We start from the raw sequence: 15,550 nt of genomic DNA on the forward strand, positions 1-15,550 counted from the left end.
CCATGATGGAGGACTGGGATGCCGAAGATCGTCGTGTCGATGTGGATCACCCTGGACGGATTCGTCGCCGGCCCGGACGACGAGATGGACTGGCTGCTGGCCGACGACCAGCTGCAGAGGTACGAGCGGGATCTGGTGGAGAGCGCCGGCAGCCTGATGCTGGGCCGGGTCACCCACGCCGACTTCGCCGGCTACTGGCCGGTGGCCGCCCGCAACCCCGACGAACCGGCGGCCGTCCGCGGATATGCCCAGCGGCTCGACGCCCTGGAAAAGATCGTCGTCTCCGCCTCGGGCAACATCGCAGACTGGAAGGGCACCCGGAGGATCGCGCGCATCGACCCCGACGAGATCGCCGAGATCAAGCGTGAATCCGGCGGGGACATCGTGGTCTACGGCAGTCTGACGGTGATCCGCTCCCTTGCCGATCTCCGACTCATCGACGAGATCCACCTCCTGGTGCACCCCCTGTTCCTGCGCCAGGGCAAGGCGCTGTTCGACGGCGGGCGACCGCCCGCACGACTGGACCTGGTGTCCGCCGAACCCTTCGAGTCCGGCGTCATCCTCATGACGTACCGCCCGCGGGGTGCTGCAACCGGGCGGTCGGCGCCGAGAAACTAGAGTCGGTGGCGTGCGGATCCGGATCGAGGGCAGTGACCTCCCAGGCCGTCGGGCCGGCGCGGACGCCGACGCGCTGCGGCTCGGCAACGTGCACGTCGGAATCCAGCGCAAGACCGAGGTGATCGATCGCGTACGGGCCGACGCGGGCACGGCGAGCTGGTACGTCGAGGTGTCCAGCCGGGAGGTCGACGGGGTGCTGGACGTCGGCGGACCGTACGTGCACGGGCGCCCCGGAGCGCGGTTTCTCTACCTGAGCTGGGGCGCGCTGTCCGATGACGGGTTCGCGATGTTCCGGCGAGCAAAGCTGATGTTCACCGACATTCCGACCGAGCTGCTGCGCGCCGCGCACGAGGGCAACGGGCTGCTGGTGGGCAGTCTGGGGCTGACGGACGCGACCGGCGGGCCGGTGTGCGCCCGGGTCCACCCACCCGCCATCACCTGGACGGTGCGACAGCCGCCGGTCGCGACGTCCACCCGGCCGCCCGTCCCAGACGGACGGCCGGGGGAGGGGACGTCGTCAGGCCACCAGTGAGACCTGCCCGTTGTCCAGGTCGTAGCGGGCGCCCACGACCCGCAGGGTCGCCCACCGGGCGACCCCGGCCGCGCGAGGCGACCGGGGGACCCGGCGGGCGGAGTGGGTCAGCGGACCTCGCGGTCGAGGGCGGCGACCTCGCGTACGGCGGTGGCGACCGCCGCGAAGTCCTTCTTGAGGATCGCGCCGTGGTTGCTGGCGACCTTCGCGCCGACCCGGATGTTCGGGTTGCGGACGGTCACCGCGTCGAGGCTGGCACGGATGCGTTCCTGCTCGTCGCCCTTGCTGCCGAAGGACGTCCCCGACGCGACCACGTACCGCACCGGAACGGTGATGGCGTCGAGCACCGGGCCCAGCTCGCGCTCGGCGGAGAGCCGTCCCAGCTCGATGTTGCTCTCCGCCTGCTCGTCGGCGTTCATCCGCGGGACCAGGCCCGTCGGGCGCAGCAGCGGCATGAACCACCGCATCCGCCGGAACAGCTTCCGGATGCGCCGCTCCATGGCCTCGTCCAGCCAGTCGTGCGGGAACGCGCCGTCGACCAGCACCGCGCCGACGGTACGCTGCGGGTTCCGGTTGGCCCAGTGCGCGCCGACGACCGCGCCGTACGACCAGCCCACGAGCACTGCCCGGTCCACGCCCCGGGCGGCGAGAACGGCGTCGACGTCCCGGACGGCTGCCTCGAACGAATAGTCCGCCGAGCGCCCCGACTTTCTGCCGCGGGCTCGCTCGTCGTAGGTGATGTGCCGCCACCCGGTGCCCAGGTCGGTGATGACGCGTCGCCAGTACCCCTGGGTGGCGAACTGGCCGTTGAGGAAGACCACCGGGATGCCCGAACCGCCGGTGTCGGTGACGGCCAGGGCCGTGTCGTCGACCGGCACCATGCCGGTCCAGGTCGAGCTGGTCGAGGAGGAATTGTTTGTCGTCATGGTCGTACTCCTGAGGGGTTGGGGGTTCAGAGGCTGCGGGCGGTGATGTCGCCGTGCGAGGTGGTGGCGTGGATGTCGAGGTCGGCGATGCCGGTGTTGGTGAGGGCGTTGCTGACGCGGCCGTGGCCGGTGCCGGCGTCCAGGGCGGCCGAGACGCCGCTGGCGGCGGCGACCGAGATGTCGCCGGACTGGGTACGCAGCACGACCGCGCCGCGCCGGGCCTCGGCGACGAGGATGTCGCCCCGCGTCGTGCTGATCTCGGCCGGGCCGTTGAGCCGGCCGACCTCGACGTCGCCGTCGATCGCGGTGAGACGCACGCTCGCGGCTTCGTCGATCTTGATGTGGCGGTACGCGCCGTCGACGGTGACGTCACCGAGGCGTCCGACGCCGCGCAGCTCGGCGCTGGCGGCCCAAACCTCGACGCGGGAGTCGGCGGGCAGTTGGACGGTCACCTCCACCGAGCCGGAGGGGCCGAGGAGCTGGTTGGCGGGGGTCGCGGTCGTGACCCGCAGGACGCCGTCGGCGTACGCGATGGTGGTCCGCTCGGCGGCCCGGGTGTCGCGGCTCCGGCCGGCGTCGGTGGGCCGGACCTCGACTGTGGTGTCCGCGCGGTCGGCGGCGATGAACTGGACGCGCCCGGCGGGGATGTCCAGGACGGCGGAGATGGGCGCGGGGGTCGGGAAGCTCTGCATCACGTTCTCCTGGTGCTCGTTCCGGTGTTTCTGATGTGGGAAACGCTACGTTGCTTTCCAATAGCAAGCAACAAGTCTGTTGCGATAAATCAACATATCTGCAGGCCACCGGCTTGAAAGCGTTGCAATAGGTCGGAATATAATGCAACGCTACGGCGGCGAGCCATTGCAATCGGATGAGGGTGAACGCTATGGTGGGAGCGCGCCGAGGCGCTCCGAGAAACCACCACCGAGGAGATCGCGATGCCGGGAGGCAGACTCACCCAGCAGGAACGCCAGCAGATCGCGCTGGGGCTGGCCGAAAGCCTGCCGTACGCCGAGATCGCCCGGCGGCTCGACCGTCCGACCTCGACTGTCACCCGCGAGGTGTTGCGCAACGGCGGTCCGAACGCCTACCGCGCCGACCTGGCCCACCGCGCCACCGAACGCCGCGCCCGCCGACGCGCGCCCGCCTCCGCCCGCGCGGCCGAGTCGGTCCCGCAGCCGCACGGCCGTGACGCCGAGGCCGTCGCCGAGTACGAGGAGACGTTCACGACCGTCCTCATGGCCTCAGGCCTGAACAAGATGTCGGCCCGGGTGCTGACCTGCCTGTTCACCACCGACACGGGCAGCCTGACCGCGTCGGAGCTCGCCCAGCGCCTCCAGGTCAGCCCGGCGTCCATCTCCAAGGCGATCGCCTTCCTGGAGAGCCAGAGCCTCGTGCGCCGGGAGCGCGACGAGCGCCGCCGCGACCGCTACGTCGTCGACAACGAGCTCTTCTACCAGGCGACGATCGCCAGCGCCCGCGCCAACGACCAGCTCGTCGAGACGGCACGCCAGGGTGTCGCCGTCCTCGGTCCGCACACCCCCGCCGCCGCCCGCCTGGAGAACATCGCCCGCTTCCTGGACTTCATCAGCGAGAGCATCACCCGCGCCGCCGAACAGGCCCGTGACGTCCTGCACAGCAGACCCGAGTGACCGTCAGGCGGTTCCGCCCGTCGACGGCGGCCGGTCAGGCCGGTGGCGGGCGAACGCGTCGACCCGGCCCCACCGGCCGGGAATGTCCAGCAACGCGACCCGGGCGAAGGCGGCCGGCAACGCGGGATTCACGGCGAGATGGTCGTCGTGCGGGTCGATGCCGAGCAAGGTGCGCAGCAGCAGCATGGGCGCCCCGCTGGACCACGCCTGCGGGCTGCCGGCGGTCGGGTACCGAACCGGGTAGCGGGTGGTGCTGCGGTCGTACCCACCGAACGCCTCGGGCAGCCGGCCCTGAAAGAAGGTCGCGGCGGACAGGATGCCCTCGGCGATGCGGCCGGCCTCCGTGCCGAACCCGTACCGGCGCAGGCCCCAGGCGATGAAGGAGTTGTCGAACGGCCAGACGGTGCCGTTGTGGTATCCGAGCGGGTTGTAGCGGCCCTGCCCCTCCGCGAAGGTCCGCACCCCCCAGCCCGAGAAGAGCGCCGGACCCATCAGGTGCTCGACGACACGTGCGGCCCGCTCGGGTGGCACGATGCCGCTCCACAGCAGATGCCCGATGTTCGAGGAGAGGCTGTCGACCGGCGTCCCGTCGTGGTCGAGCGCGAGGGCGTAGTAGCCGTCGTCGTCGAGCCAGAAATCGCGGTTGAAGCGGTCGTACAACTCTGCCGCCTCGCTTTCCAGGCGGTCGGCGTAGTCGGGGTCGCCCCAGAAGGCGCGCGCCAACCGCGCCCCGCGCATCTTGGCGTCGTAGGCGTACCCCTGGGTCTCGCACGTGGCCCTCGGGAACCCGGGCAGCCGGCCGTCGACGTAGGAGATGCTGTCCCAGGAGTCCTTCCAGCACTGGTTGTCCAGGCCGGTGTCGCGGTTGCGTTTCTCGTACCAGACGTAGCCGGTCGACGTCAGATCGGCGTACGTGTCGATCCAGGTCAGGGCCGCGCGAGCCTCCTGCTCCAACTCCATCACCAGCGCGGTGTCGCCGCTCCACCGCTCGTACTCGTCGAGCAGCACCACGAACAGTGGCGACGCGTCGACGGTGCCGTAGTAGGGCGAGTGTGGCTGTTCCTCGAACGCGGCAGACTCCCCGTAGCGCAGCTCGTGCAGGATCCGGCCGGGGTCCTCCTCCAGGACGTCGTCGGACCGGGCGCCCTGCAACGACGCGAGGATCCGCAGCGTCGGCGGGGCCAACGACGGTGTGATGGGCAGGGTCTGCAGGCAGGTCAGCAGGCTGTCGCGGCCGAACAGGGTCATGAACCAGGGCAACCCGGCCGCGGGTACGGTCGCGCCGCCGAGCGAGAGCGGCGCGAAGCGCAGCGCTGCCAGGTCCACCAGGCTGCGGTGGTACACCTGCTGCAGCGCCGCGCTCTCGGTGTCCAGTGTCGGCGCCTGCGCGACCCACTCCCGCACGCTGTCCGGCAGAGTGGAGTCGTCCGGGCGCTGCGCCCGCAGGGCGTCACGCAGGTCGACGCCGTCCGGGCGCAGTGCCCGCATGGCGGCCTGCAACCGGGTGGTCCACTGCTGCCCGGGCTCCAGACGCACGGCGAACCGGAAGCCGCTCGGATCGATGGTGGCCGGCTCGCTCGCCGACACGACAACCTCGCGCCGATACGTGCCGCGCCGATAGCCCATCCGCAACTCGTTCGCGTCGATCTGGGTGTAGTAGCTGCCGACCTTGTCGTGGAGGTCGAACTTGATCTCGAAGATGTCGGCGAAGTCGGCCGCCACCTCCAGGCGGACGTCCAGGTCGACAATCGACTGACCGTAGTTGAAGATCGTCAGCGACTTGGTCAGGTCCGGGCCGAGTTGTCGTCGCCGGATGGCGGACACGTCCGCCTCGACGTAGTCGACCGCCCCACCCGGCACGACGAAGAACGTGACCTCGTAGTACTGGCTGTCGTCCACCGACAGGGCGGCCATGCGTTCACCGTTGACGGTGAGCACCCAGCGGGACAGGAAGCGGGTGTCGGCGGCGAACAGCCCGACCGGGGTGGCCGGTGAGGAATGCACGTCGCCACTGGCGTCCGACACGATGAACGTGTTCCCGTCGATGCACGACACGGTGCCGGGGATGTCCCTCATCGGCTACGTTCCGCTTGCCGGGCCGACTCGGTGGGGCGGCCGGCTGCTCGCGGAAACAGCCGTCCGATGCGCAACGCCAGGCCGAGATCACCGTCGACCAGGATCTCGCCGCGGGTGATCGCCGCCAGCCCGTTCACCTCACCGCGCGCCATCGCGTCCGCGACCTGCGCGGACACCGTGATGACGGTGGTGGCGGGGTCGCCGCTCCTGGACACCTGCATGTCGCCGTGGTCGATGACGAGGAACCACTGCTCCAGGTCGTCCCCGCTCCCGATGTCGAAGCGCACGCTTCCGCACACCTTCTGGAAACGCGGATCCCGGCAGGCAGCGGCCAGCCGCTCGAAGAAGGCACTGGTCGCCGACATCCCACCGCCCCGGGCGCGCGCTGGGTAGAAACGGATGGCAGCTACCCGCTGCGGGGCGCTGTTAACGCTCAGCGTGGGCGTCGTTCAGGGCGGGAGCGTGAAGCGGGTCCAGGTGGTCGGCAGCCGGACAGCGGCTGAACAGTGGCTCGGCGGAATTCGGGTGTCGGCGCGGCAGGCGTACCGCTCACAATGTCCGCCATGGCGAGAGAGCGCGTACTGGCGAAGGTCGAGGCCGACCTGCGGCGTGGGCACGTCCACCCCGCGATGCAGCGGCTGACGAGCCTGAACGCCGCGTACCCCGACGACCTGGAGCTGCGCTCCCGGCGTGCCGCGCTGTACCGGCAGGTGGGCAACGTGGCCGAGGCCGGGCGGTGGGGATTCCTCACCGAGGACGCCGGCGCGCAGGAGGTCGTCGCGTTCGAGAGGTCCTACCCGGGCGCCTGGCGACGTCTGCGCGCGTTGAGGGTGATCGCCGACCCCACCGACCGGCTCGGGCCGGTGGCGGGCGCGCGGCTCGCCCAGCTGGTCCGCCAGGCCGAGCGGGAGGGCCCCGCCCCGGTCACCTGGACCGAGTTCGGCCCCCGCTCGGCTGAGCCCGACTCGTGGCGGGACGCGCTGGGTTGCCTGGTGGCGACCGTGATCGGTCTGGTCCTGGTGGCGCTCACCGTCGTCGGCCTGATCACCGTGCTCCGCTGGGCGCTGTAGGAGGACCCGGGTACGCGTGGGATGAGCGGCCTTTGGGCGTTCTGTCCCGAATCGGTCTCCTGGGGTGGGCGTACCGCATAGCGTCACGGAGGCGGACCCACCGCGGTGCGCCGCGCGTCGGCGGGCACGGCCCCGCGGAAGGGACCGGACATGGATCGAGTCGAGACGGTGCTCCTGCCGGAGCTGGACGGGCCGGTCCCGACGACCCTGCCGAGGGCGCTGGGCCTGTTGAGCCTGGCCCTGGGCGTGGGCGCCCTGGCCGCACCCCGATCCCTCGCGCGACTGACCGGGGTGGACGACTCCCCGGCGGCGCAGGCGGTCGTCCCGGCCGTCGGCGCACGCGAGCTGGTGCACGCCGTCGGCCTGCTCACCGGCCGCCGCCCTGTCGGCTGGGCGTGGACGCGGGTGGCCGGTGACGCGCTCGACCTCACCCTGCTGTGCCGGGCGATGGCCGACCGTCGGGGTGACCGCCGACGGCGCCTGGCGCTGACGACCGCCGCGATCGCCGGCATCACCGCCCTGGACGCGGCCGTCGCCATCGGCGCCGGCCGCGCGCGACGGGCCCGCGCCCGGGTGATCCGGATGGAGATCGCGGTGACCGTGAACCGGTCGCCCGCGGAGGCGTACCGGTTCTGGCGCGACATGGAGAACCTGCCGACGTTCATGGCGCACCTGGAGTCGGTACGCGCCGACGACCTGCGCCGCTCCCACTGGGTCGCGCGCGGCCCGGCCGGTCGCCACGTCGAGTGGGACGCCGAGATCATCGACGACCAGCCGAACAGGGCCATCACCTGGCGCTCGCTGCCGGGCACCCGGGTGGCCAACGCCGGGCGGGTCCGGTTCGCGCCCGCCCCGGGCGACCGGGGCACCGAGGTGCGGGTGCAACTGCGCTACGCGCCCCCGGCCGGCGCGCTGGGCCGGTCGGTGGCCAAGCTCTTCGGTGCGGAGCCCGAGCAGCAGGTCCGCGACGACCTGCGCCGGTTCAAGCAGGTGCTGGAGGCCGGCGAGGTGGTCCGCTCCGAGGGCAGCCCGAACGGCATCTCCGTACGCCAGCAGGCCATGCAGCGGCCCGCGCAGCCGCTGCCGGCGTCCCGTCGCTGACCACCCACGCCGTCGAAAGGGACCGCGGAGATGAAGGCCACCGCCTGGATGGGCACCGACAGCGTCAAGGTGATCGACGTGCCCGACCCGACGATCATGAATGCCCGCGACGCGATCGTGAAGATCAGCACCACCGCGATCTGCGGCTCCGACCTGCACCTCTACCACGGCTACATCCCGGCCATGCGCAAGGGAGACATCCTCGGCCACGAGTTCATGGGCGAGGTGGTGGAGGTTGGCCCGCAGGTGCGCAACCTCAAGCCCGGCGACCGGGTGGTGGTGCCCTTCCCGATCGCCTGTGGGCACTGCTCGTCGTGCCAGCGGGGCCTGTACTCGGTGTGCGAGAACTCCAACCCCAACGCCGGGATCGCCGAGAAGGTCATGGGCCACTCGCCGGCCGGCATCTTCGGCTACTCCCACCTCCTCGGCGGGTACGCGGGCGGTCAGGCCGAGTACGCCCGGGTGCCGTTCGCCGACGTCGGCCCGCTCAAGGTGCCCGACTACATCCCCGACGACCAGGCGGTCATGCTCGCCGACGCCTTCCCGACCGGCTACATGGGCGCCGAGATGTGCGACATCAAACCGGGGCAGGTCATCGCGGTCTGGGGCGCGGGACCGGTCGGGCTGCTCGCCGCCGCCAGCGCCCGGCTGCTCGGCGCGGAGCGCGTGATCGTCATCGACCGGTTCCCGTACCGGCTGCGGCTCGCCGAGGAGCACGTCGGCGCCGAGACGATCAACTATGCCGAGGCCGACGTGCTGGACACCCTCGACGAGATGACCGCCGGCCGGGGGCCGGACGCGTGCATCGACGCGGTCGGCCTGGAGGGCCACCACGGCAACGCGGCCCTGTACGCGTACGACCGGGCCAAACAGGCCACGCGGACCGAGACGGAACGGCCCTTCGCGCTGCGCGAGGCGATCCTGGCCTGCCGCTCCGGCGGGGTGGTGTCGGTCATCGGCGCGTACGGGGGCTTCGTCGACAAGTTCCCGATGGGCGCGTTCATGAACCGGTCGCTGATCATGCGGACCGGCCAGTGTCACGTGCAGCGCTACACCCGGCCACTGCTGGAACGCATCCAGCTCGGCGAGATCGACCCGAGCTTCGTCGTCAGCCACCGGCTGCCGCTACGCGACGCCGCGAAGGGCTACAAGATCTTCCAGAAGAAGCAGGACGACTGTACGAAGGTGCTCCTCAAGGCCTGAGCGTCGACCGGCCGCCGCGCGCGGCCCTCCGGGCGGTATTCGGGGGCGGCGTCGTACTCGAAGATCGGGATCGTGCTGCTCCCCGAGTGGCGGGGGAGGGGCGTCGGATGGCGCGACGGACATCTTTACAGCCGGCTGCGCGACGATCCGCCGCCCGCAGCGCTCGCCGGGAGGTGATTCCGGGACGGGGGACCCGTGCCGGTCCACCGCTGCCCGAACACCGCACCACCGGACGCCGTGCCACCCCGTTTGTGCCCGGCGAGCCGGGGAAACCGCCCCGTTCGCCCGGCGGGCCGCACGGCCGGCCGAGCAGACGGAAGGAGCGGGTCATGGAGTACGACCAGATGATCGCCACGGTGCGCCAGCGTGCGGGCCTCGGGGAGAACGAGGCCGTGCGGTCCGTACAGGCCGTCCTGTCGGTGCTCGGCGAACGGCTCGCCGGCCAGGAGGCCGACCACCTGGCGGCACAGCTACCGGATCGGCTGGACGCGTCGGTCACCCGTAATCCGCAGGGCCGCCGGTGGGACATCGGTGAGTTCCTCAAGCACGTCGGCGACCGGGAGCAGGTCGCGAACGCGGACCAGGTGCGTCAACACGCCCAGGCGGTGCTGCGTACCGTCGCCGAGGCCCTCAACGACGACGAGCGACAGGACCTGCTCGCCCAACTGCCGGGCGGCATCATCGACCTGTTCGGCGTGCCGACACCGCGCGGTTGACCGCCGCCGCACATCAGGGGATCGGCCACTCGTGCACCGGCCGGTTGCTGTGCATCAGCGTCACGTAGTGCCGGACCACCTCGCGCAGCGCCTCCGGCCGGTCCAGGTGATCGGCGGACTCCAACCGGTGCAGCGTTTCCACCTGCCAGGTCGCGCCGTTGCGGCTGGTCAGGCAGCGCTGCTCGATGATGCCCAGCAGCCGGTCGCGCTCGGTCGGGTCGAGGCCCCACCGGTCCAGGCCGTGGTGCGCCATCGGCAGCAGCCGGCGCAGCACCAGCTCGGTGACCGGCAGGTAACCGAGGCCGGGCCAGAAGACCTGCGCGTCGATGCCGTGCCGTGCGCAACTGGTGAAGTTCTCCTCGGCGGCGCTGAACGACATCTGTGACCACAGTGGGCGATCCGACTCGGCCAGGGCGCGGACCAGTCCGAAGTAGAAGGCCCCGTTGGCGATGGTGTCCAGCACGGTCGGCCCGGCCGGCAGCACCCGGTTCTCGACGCGCAGGTGCGGCCGGCCGCGCGACACGTCGTACACCGGGCGGTTCCAGCGGTAGATCGTGCCGTTGTGCAGCCGCAGCTCGGCGAGGTTGGGCACCTCGCCGGCCGCGAGGGTCTGCGCCGGGTCCTGCGGGTCGCACACCGGCAGCAGCGCCGGGAAGTAACGGACGTTCTCCTCGAACAGGTCGAACACGCTGGTGATCCACCGCTCGCCGAACCAGACTCTGGGGCGTACCCCCTGGGCTTTGATCTCTTCCGGCCGGGTGTCGGTGGCCTGCTGGAACAGCGGGATGCGGGTCTCGCGCCACAGCTCCCGGCCGAAGAACAGCGGTGCGTTCGCGCCCAACGCCACCTGGATGCCGGCGACCACCTGGGCGGCGTTCCAGTAGTCGGCGAACTGCGCCGGGCTGACCTGGAGGTGGAACTGGGTGCTCGTGCAGGCCGCCTCCGGGGTGATCGTGTCGGCGGTGACCGCCAGGCGCTCCACCCCGCTGATGGCGATCGGCAGGTCCTCACCCCGGGCGGCGAAGATCTGCTCGTTGAGCAGCTTGTAGCGCGGGTTCGCCGAGAGCGTCTCGGCGGTCAGGTGCTCGGGGCGCAACGTCGGCAGGATGCCGATCATGACCATGTGCGCGCCGATCGCCCGCGCCTTCTCCTCGGCGGCGTTGAGGCTGGCCCGCACGTGCTCCTCGAAGTCGGCGGTGCCGGTGCCGGTCAGCCGCCGCGGCGGCACGTTGATCTCGATGTTGAACTGGCCCAGCTCCGTCTGGAAGCTCGGATCCTCGATGGCCGCCAACACGTCGGCGTTGCGCATCGCCGGGTTCGACGCCTCGTCGACGAGGTTCAGCTCGATCTCCAGCCCGGTCATCGGCCGGTCGATGTCGAACCGCGACTCGCGCAACATCTCGGCGAAGACGTCCAGGCAGTTGCGCACCTTCTCGCGGTACCGGGCCCGGTCCTCCCGACTGAAGGTCCGTACGCCGACATCCTCGCCCATGGTCACCACCCTGTCACCGCTGGTCCCCCCCAACCTCGCACGTGGCCGGCGGGCGGGGGAAGACCCGAGGGTTCTTTCCTACCCAGTCGCGGGCTCCGTGACCCCTGTCGCACGCTGCGTGGCCGACGAGGGCGCGAACGGCCGGCACCGTTAGCATTGCCGCCCGAGAGGTGGTGGCGTCCGGATGCGCGAGAAGGTGACCCGGCTGTTCGTCGCGGCGGCGATCGCCGAGGCGTGCTCCTGGCTGGCCCTGCTGGCCGGAATGGCCGTCAAGTACGGTCCGCCCGGCAACGAGCTGGGCGTCAAGATCTTCGGCCCGATCCACGGCGGCCTGTTCATCGCGTACGGGCTGCTGGTGCTCGCGGTGGCCCGACTGCGCCGGTGGAGCCTGCCGGTGACCGTGGTGGCGCTGGCCTGTGCAGTGCCGCCGTTCGCCACCCTGATCTTCGAGCGCTGGGCCCGTCGCAGGGGAATCCTCGGCGTCGACCGCCGCCCGACCCGCGAGCCCGCACCCGTCGGCTGACGCGCGGCCCGGCCGCTGCGCGGGCCGCCGCCGGGTCAGGTCAGGTCACTGCGGAGCAGGCCACCACGCCGGCGAGCAACAGCGCGCCCAGCGCCGCCTGCAACAGCAGTGGCGGGCCGAGATGCGACCAGAGCGTCGCGGTACGCGGGGTGAGCAGCTGCCCGGTGGTGAGGTTGACGATCCGCTCGATGCGCGGCGGCAACTCCGGGTCACGCTGCGGGCGCAGCGTGAGCTGCACCTGGTCGGCCGGGTGCAACGCGCTCTGCGGCAGGTGCCCGTGCAGCTCCACCTCGCAGAGCTGACCGGCGGTGTTGCGCAGGCGCACCGGGGTGACCAGGTACTCCGGGCCCTGCTTCAGCTCCTTCCAGCGCCGCCGGGTGCCGCCGCCGCCGAACGAGAAGAGCGCGCGCAGCAGCAGGGCCGGCAACCGGGCGAACGCCGCCGCGGCGAGCACCGCGACCAGCACCGGTTGGCCGACGCGTATCTCGCGGGTGTAGCCGTCGAGCAGGCGGACCAGCCGCCCGGTGACGATCCGCTCCGTCGGGTGCACGATCCGTCGGGTATCGAGTCCGCTGTCCATCCCCACCACCGAGAGTCCGCTTGTGTTCACTGATCGTATCGATGTCCCCGGTTGAACGCCGTGAATGAAACCTGGTCACGGGCTCACGGCCACGAGGTGACATCCCGGGCGAGCAGGGTAAGCGGGGGGCCGAGCTGGAAAGGGGTCGAGCATGCAGCTGTCCTTCCTGCGCCCGCTCTACGACCGACCCGGGCCGTGGTGCTCGGTGTACCTGGACGCCTCCGCCGACACGGAGGACGCCAAACCGGCGCTGGACCTGCGCTGGCGTGCCCTGGAACGCAGCCTGGCCGACCAGGGCGCGGACGAGGCGAGCATCGCCGCGCTGGACCGGGTGATCCGGGGTCACGACCCGATGGTCGGTGACTACGGCCTGGCCGTCTTCGCCAGCCACGGCCGGGTGGTGCTCTCCGAGTACCTGTCCGCGCCGCCGCTGCGCGACCTGGCCAGTTTCGGGCCACTGCCGCACGTGATGCCGCTGCTCGCCCAGCGCGGCGAACAGGTGGCCTGGGTCCGGGTGGTCGCCGACCGCACCGGCGGCGACGCGATGGCGGTCAGCGCGGGCGGGGTGCCCCGACGGGCGCACGTCGCCGGCCGGGACAGCTTCCCGCTGCGTCGCGTGCAGCCCGGCGGCTGGTCCCAGTCGCGCTATCAGCGCGCCGCCATGGAGGCGTGGCACCAGAACGCTGGCGACGTGACAGCCGCGACCGTGCAGCTGGCCGACAGGGTCGGCGCGGACGTGGTGGTGGTGGCCGGCGACGTCCGGGCCACCGGCATGATCGCCGCCCAGATGCCGGAGCGCTGGCAGGACCTGGTGGTCCGTACCGACGCCGGGTCCCGGGCCGGCGGCGCCGACCAGACCATGCTCGACGACCTCACCGTGCAGACCATCGCGGAGGTCGCCGACCAGCGGATCACCGCCGCGCTGGACCGTTTCGGCGTGCAGGAGGACGTGGGCGCCGGTCTCGACGCGGTCGTCTCGGCCCTGCAACGCAACCAGGTCGACACCATGCTGATCGTGGACGACCCGTCGGCCAACGGTGAGCTGTGGATCGGCCCGGAGCCGACCGAGATCGCCGTCGACCCCGGCCAGCTCAGCGCGATGTCGGTGGACGACCCCCAGCGGGTACGCGCCGACGCGGCGCTGGTCCGCGCGCTGGTCGGCACCGACGCGGCGTTGACCGTGCTCGGCGCGGACGAGGCGCCCGAGCTCACCGACGGCGTCGGCGCGGTGCTGCGCTACGTCGACGAAGGCACCCCGGGGCGCGGCAATGGCTGAGCGCCGTGTCGCGGACCTGGTGGTGGACCGGCTGCGGGCCTGGCGGGTCCCGCGCGCCTTCGGCTACCCCGGTGCGGCGATCGCCCCGCTGGTCGAGGCGCTGGACCGCTCCGGGGGTGATCCGGCGTTCGTCCCGGCCCGGCACGAGGAGACCGCCTCGTTCATGGCCACCGGGCACGCCAAGTTCACCGGCGGCATCGGGGTCTGCCTGGCCACCCAGGGGCCCAGCGCGGTGCAACTGCTCAACGGCCTCTACGACGCGAAGCTGGACAGCAAACCGGTCGTCGCGATCGTCGGCGAGGACGTCACCGGGCCCCTGGGCGGCGCGCACCAGCAGATCGGTTTGAGCCGGCTCTTCGGCGACGTGTGCAACCAGTTCGTCCAGTACGGCCGCAGCCCGGAGAGCGTACCGGCGCTGCTGGACCAGGCGTTCCGCACCGCGGCGGCGACCCGCAGCCCGACCTGTGTGGTGCTGCCTCGGCACCTGCAGGAGGCCGTGGTGCCCGACCTGGGCGCGCACGCGGTCGGCGTGATCACGGCGACTCCCGGTGAGCCGCTGGCCCGGGTGCTGCCGTACGAGGTGGACCTCGACGCCGCCGCGCAGATCCTCGGCAACGGCCAGCGCACCGCGATCCTGGTGGGCCAGGGGGGCCGGGGCGCCGCCGACGAGATCATCGAGCTGGCCGACCGGCTCGGCGCCGGGGTGGCCACCTCGCTGCTGGGCAAGCCGGTCCTCGACGAGCGGCTGCCCTTCCACGCCGGCGTGCTCGGCGAGGTCGGCACGCCGGCCGCCGCCGAGCTGATGGGCGGCTGCGACACGCTCCTGCTGGTCGGCACCAACGACCCGTGGACCGACTACTTCCCGATGCCCGACCAGGCCCGCACCGTGCAGATCGACATCGACGGCACCCGCATCGGCAGCCGGTACCCGGCCGACGTGCCCCTGGTCGGGGACGCGGCCGAGACGCTGCGCGCGCTGCTGGCGCGGGTGCCGTCGCGGCCGCACCAGCAGTGGCGTGCCACGGTGGAGAGCGCGGTCGACCGCTGGCGGGCGACCGCGGCCGACCGGGCCGCCGCGCCCGCCGAACCGATCAACCCGCAGCTCGTGCTCCAGGAACTCTCCACCCGGGCGCCGCGGACCGGCTCGGTCGCGGTCGACGTCGGCTCGGTCCTCTACTGGTACGCCCGGCACCTCGTCCTGCCGCCCGGGGTGAACGCGCAACTGTGCGGCACCCTCGGCTCGATGGGCTGCGCCCTGCCGTACGCGGTGGCCGCCAAACTCGCCGCGCCCGGCCAGCCGGTGATCGCCCTGCTCGGCGACGGCGCCATGCAGCTCAACGGGCTCGCCGAGCTGATCACGGTGTCGCACCACTGGCAGGGGTGGGCCGACCCACGGTTGGTGGTGCTCGTGCTCAACAACCGCGACCAGAACGGCATGGGCGGTGGCCGGGAGCCGTCGTCCGACCTCACCCACCGGCGCCCGGACGTGCCGTACGCCGGCTGGGCCCGCCTGCTCGGGCTGCACGGTGTCCGGGTGGACCGCCCGGAACTGGTCGGCGCCGCCTGGGACGAGGCGCTCGCCGCGGACCGCCCCTGCGTCCTGGAAGCGGTAGTCGACCCGGCGGTGTCGTTGGCGCCGCCGGAGCCGGCCTTCGCCGACCTGCGCGGACTGTATGCCGAGGGGGAGGGCGCCCGGCGGGTACGCGAGCAGGTCGAGCAGGCGGTGGCCGTCGACGATCTCGTTTAGGCGTACCTCTTCAGGGCATCAGTAGCGGCCCGACGACGCTG

General features: G+C 71.9%; 16 protein-coding genes. 10 read left to right on the forward strand and 6 right to left on the reverse strand.

Annotation, left to right across the window (positions count from 1 at the left end; genetic code table 11):
• The first annotated feature begins 18 nt into the window (after nucleotides 1–18).
• Complete coding sequence (locus tag ABZU53_RS22365; protein WP_355067251.1) at nucleotides 19–618, forward strand: dihydrofolate reductase family protein; 600 nt, start codon at nucleotides 19–21, stop codon at nucleotides 616–618.
• A 10-nt stretch (nucleotides 619–628) separates the two neighbouring features.
• Nucleotides 629–1,150, forward strand: a complete 522-nt coding sequence (locus ABZU53_RS22370; RefSeq protein ID WP_355067252.1) for a DUF5990 family protein — start codon at nucleotides 629–631, stop codon at nucleotides 1,148–1,150.
• Between the two features lie 107 nt (nucleotides 1,151–1,257).
• Here the strand turns inward: ABZU53_RS22370 and ABZU53_RS22375 are convergent, their stop codons facing one another.
• Both ABZU53_RS22375 and ABZU53_RS22380 read right to left on the reverse strand, forming a co-directional pair.
• A complete protein-coding gene (locus tag ABZU53_RS22375; RefSeq protein ID WP_354862273.1) occupies nucleotides 1,258–2,076 on the reverse strand; it encodes an alpha/beta fold hydrolase in 819 nt (272 codons plus the stop codon).
• A 26-nt stretch (nucleotides 2,077–2,102) separates the two neighbouring features.
• Complete coding sequence (locus tag ABZU53_RS22380) at nucleotides 2,103–2,768, reverse strand: DUF4097 family beta strand repeat-containing protein (protein ID WP_355067253.1); 666 nt, start codon at nucleotides 2,766–2,768, stop codon at nucleotides 2,103–2,105.
• Nucleotides 2,769–3,011: 243 nt separating this feature from the next.
• Between ABZU53_RS22380 and ABZU53_RS22385 the strand changes: the two genes are divergently transcribed.
• Nucleotides 3,012–3,725 (forward strand): helix-turn-helix domain-containing protein, encoded by a 714-nt coding sequence (locus tag ABZU53_RS22385; RefSeq protein ID WP_354862276.1) that lies wholly within the window; start codon nucleotides 3,012–3,014, stop codon nucleotides 3,723–3,725.
• Nucleotides 3,726–3,728: 3 nt separating this feature from the next.
• Here ABZU53_RS22385 and ABZU53_RS22390 read toward each other — a convergent pair whose 3' ends face one another.
• Together ABZU53_RS22390 and ABZU53_RS22395 are read right to left on the reverse strand one after the other, a co-directional pair.
• The gene (locus ABZU53_RS22390; protein WP_355067280.1) at nucleotides 3,729–5,792 is read right to left on the reverse strand and encodes a glycogen debranching N-terminal domain-containing protein; all 2,064 of its coding nucleotides are present in this window, start codon (nucleotides 5,790–5,792) and stop codon (nucleotides 3,729–3,731) included.
• 5 nt (nucleotides 5,793–5,797) lie between these two features.
• Entirely contained in the window at nucleotides 5,798–6,166 is a 369-nt protein-coding gene (locus ABZU53_RS22395) for an SCP2 sterol-binding domain-containing protein (protein ID WP_355067254.1), read from the reverse strand.
• 198 nt (nucleotides 6,167–6,364) lie between these two features.
• Between ABZU53_RS22395 and ABZU53_RS22400 the strand changes: the two genes are divergently transcribed.
• The 4 genes from ABZU53_RS22400 to ABZU53_RS22415 all read left to right on the forward strand — a co-directional run bounded on the left by ABZU53_RS22400 (nucleotide 6,365) and on the right by ABZU53_RS22415 (nucleotide 9,891).
• A complete protein-coding gene (locus ABZU53_RS22400; RefSeq protein WP_354862279.1) occupies nucleotides 6,365–6,871 on the forward strand; it encodes a DUF6584 family protein in 507 nt (168 codons plus the stop codon).
• Nucleotides 6,872–7,021: 150 nt separating this feature from the next.
• On the forward strand, nucleotides 7,022–7,972 hold the full coding sequence (locus tag ABZU53_RS22405; protein WP_355067255.1) for an SRPBCC family protein: 951 nt from the start codon (nucleotides 7,022–7,024) through the stop codon (nucleotides 7,970–7,972).
• A 30-nt stretch (nucleotides 7,973–8,002) separates the two neighbouring features.
• Entirely contained in the window at nucleotides 8,003–9,175 is a 1,173-nt protein-coding gene (locus tag ABZU53_RS22410; RefSeq protein ID WP_355067256.1) for a zinc-dependent alcohol dehydrogenase, read from the forward strand.
• Nucleotides 9,176–9,504: 329 nt separating this feature from the next.
• Nucleotides 9,505–9,891 carry a DUF2267 domain-containing protein gene (locus ABZU53_RS22415; RefSeq protein ID WP_354863076.1) on the forward strand — a complete coding sequence of 129 codons (387 nt, stop codon included), beginning with the start codon at nucleotides 9,505–9,507 and terminating at the stop codon, nucleotides 9,889–9,891.
• A gap of 13 nt (nucleotides 9,892–9,904) precedes the next feature.
• Here the strand turns inward: ABZU53_RS22415 and ABZU53_RS22420 are convergent, their stop codons facing one another.
• Nucleotides 9,905–11,383, reverse strand: coding sequence for a glutamate--cysteine ligase (locus tag ABZU53_RS22420; RefSeq protein WP_354863078.1), 1,479 nt, complete (start codon nucleotides 11,381–11,383; stop codon nucleotides 9,905–9,907).
• Nucleotides 11,384–11,567: 184 nt separating this feature from the next.
• Between ABZU53_RS22420 and ABZU53_RS22425 the strand changes: the two genes are divergently transcribed.
• A complete protein-coding gene (locus ABZU53_RS22425) occupies nucleotides 11,568–11,906 on the forward strand; it encodes a DUF3817 domain-containing protein (protein WP_354863080.1) in 339 nt (112 codons plus the stop codon).
• Nucleotides 11,907–11,946: 40 nt separating this feature from the next.
• On the opposite strand, the gene ABZU53_RS22430 is transcribed toward ABZU53_RS22425, so the two are convergent.
• A complete protein-coding gene (locus tag ABZU53_RS22430; protein WP_354863085.1) occupies nucleotides 11,947–12,495 on the reverse strand; it encodes a hypothetical protein in 549 nt (182 codons plus the stop codon).
• Between the two features lie 142 nt (nucleotides 12,496–12,637).
• On the opposite strand from ABZU53_RS22430, the gene ABZU53_RS22435 reads away from it, so the two are divergent.
• The gene (locus ABZU53_RS22435) at nucleotides 12,638–13,762 is read left to right on the forward strand and encodes a Vms1/Ankzf1 family peptidyl-tRNA hydrolase (RefSeq protein WP_354863081.1); all 1,125 of its coding nucleotides are present in this window, start codon (nucleotides 12,638–12,640) and stop codon (nucleotides 13,760–13,762) included.
• Nucleotides 13,755–15,509 (forward strand): thiamine pyrophosphate-binding protein, encoded by a 1,755-nt coding sequence (locus ABZU53_RS22440; protein ID WP_355067257.1) that lies wholly within the window; start codon nucleotides 13,755–13,757, stop codon nucleotides 15,507–15,509. The genes ABZU53_RS22435 and ABZU53_RS22440 overlap by 8 nt, the downstream gene beginning before the upstream one ends.
• Nucleotides 15,510–15,550 lie beyond the last annotated feature (41 nt).

Source organism: Micromonospora sp. NPDC005194, assembly GCF_040608335.1.
In the GTDB taxonomy this organism is placed as follows: Bacteria; Actinomycetota; Actinomycetes; order Mycobacteriales; family Micromonosporaceae; genus Micromonospora.

Excerpts from the sequence above, each read along its gene's own strand:
- ABZU53_RS22375 (WP_354862273.1), bottom strand. The coding sequence starts at position 2,076 with ATGACGACAAACAATTCCTCCTCGACCAGCTCGACCTGGACCGGCATG.
- ABZU53_RS22365 (WP_355067251.1), top strand. The coding sequence starts at position 19 with ATGCCGAAGATCGTCGTGTCGATGTGGATCACCCTGGACGGATTCGTC.
- ABZU53_RS22400 (WP_354862279.1), top strand. The coding sequence starts at position 6,365 with ATGGCGAGAGAGCGCGTACTGGCGAAGGTCGAGGCCGACCTGCGGCGT.
- ABZU53_RS22395 (WP_355067254.1), bottom strand. The coding sequence starts at position 6,166 with ATGTCGGCGACCAGTGCCTTCTTCGAGCGGCTGGCCGCTGCCTGCCGG.
- ABZU53_RS22415 (WP_354863076.1), top strand. The coding sequence starts at position 9,505 with ATGGAGTACGACCAGATGATCGCCACGGTGCGCCAGCGTGCGGGCCTC.
- ABZU53_RS22405 (WP_355067255.1), top strand. The coding sequence starts at position 7,022 with ATGGATCGAGTCGAGACGGTGCTCCTGCCGGAGCTGGACGGGCCGGTC.
- ABZU53_RS22435 (WP_354863081.1), top strand. The coding sequence starts at position 12,638 with ATGCAGCTGTCCTTCCTGCGCCCGCTCTACGACCGACCCGGGCCGTGG.
- ABZU53_RS22425 (WP_354863080.1), top strand. The coding sequence starts at position 11,568 with ATGCGCGAGAAGGTGACCCGGCTGTTCGTCGCGGCGGCGATCGCCGAG.
- ABZU53_RS22440 (WP_355067257.1), top strand. The coding sequence starts at position 13,755 with ATGGCTGAGCGCCGTGTCGCGGACCTGGTGGTGGACCGGCTGCGGGCC.
- ABZU53_RS22380 (WP_355067253.1), bottom strand. The coding sequence starts at position 2,768 with ATGCAGAGCTTCCCGACCCCCGCGCCCATCTCCGCCGTCCTGGACATC.
- ABZU53_RS22410 (WP_355067256.1), top strand. The coding sequence starts at position 8,003 with ATGAAGGCCACCGCCTGGATGGGCACCGACAGCGTCAAGGTGATCGAC.
- ABZU53_RS22420 (WP_354863078.1), bottom strand. The coding sequence starts at position 11,383 with ATGGGCGAGGATGTCGGCGTACGGACCTTCAGTCGGGAGGACCGGGCC.
- ABZU53_RS22385 (WP_354862276.1), top strand. The coding sequence starts at position 3,012 with ATGCCGGGAGGCAGACTCACCCAGCAGGAACGCCAGCAGATCGCGCTG.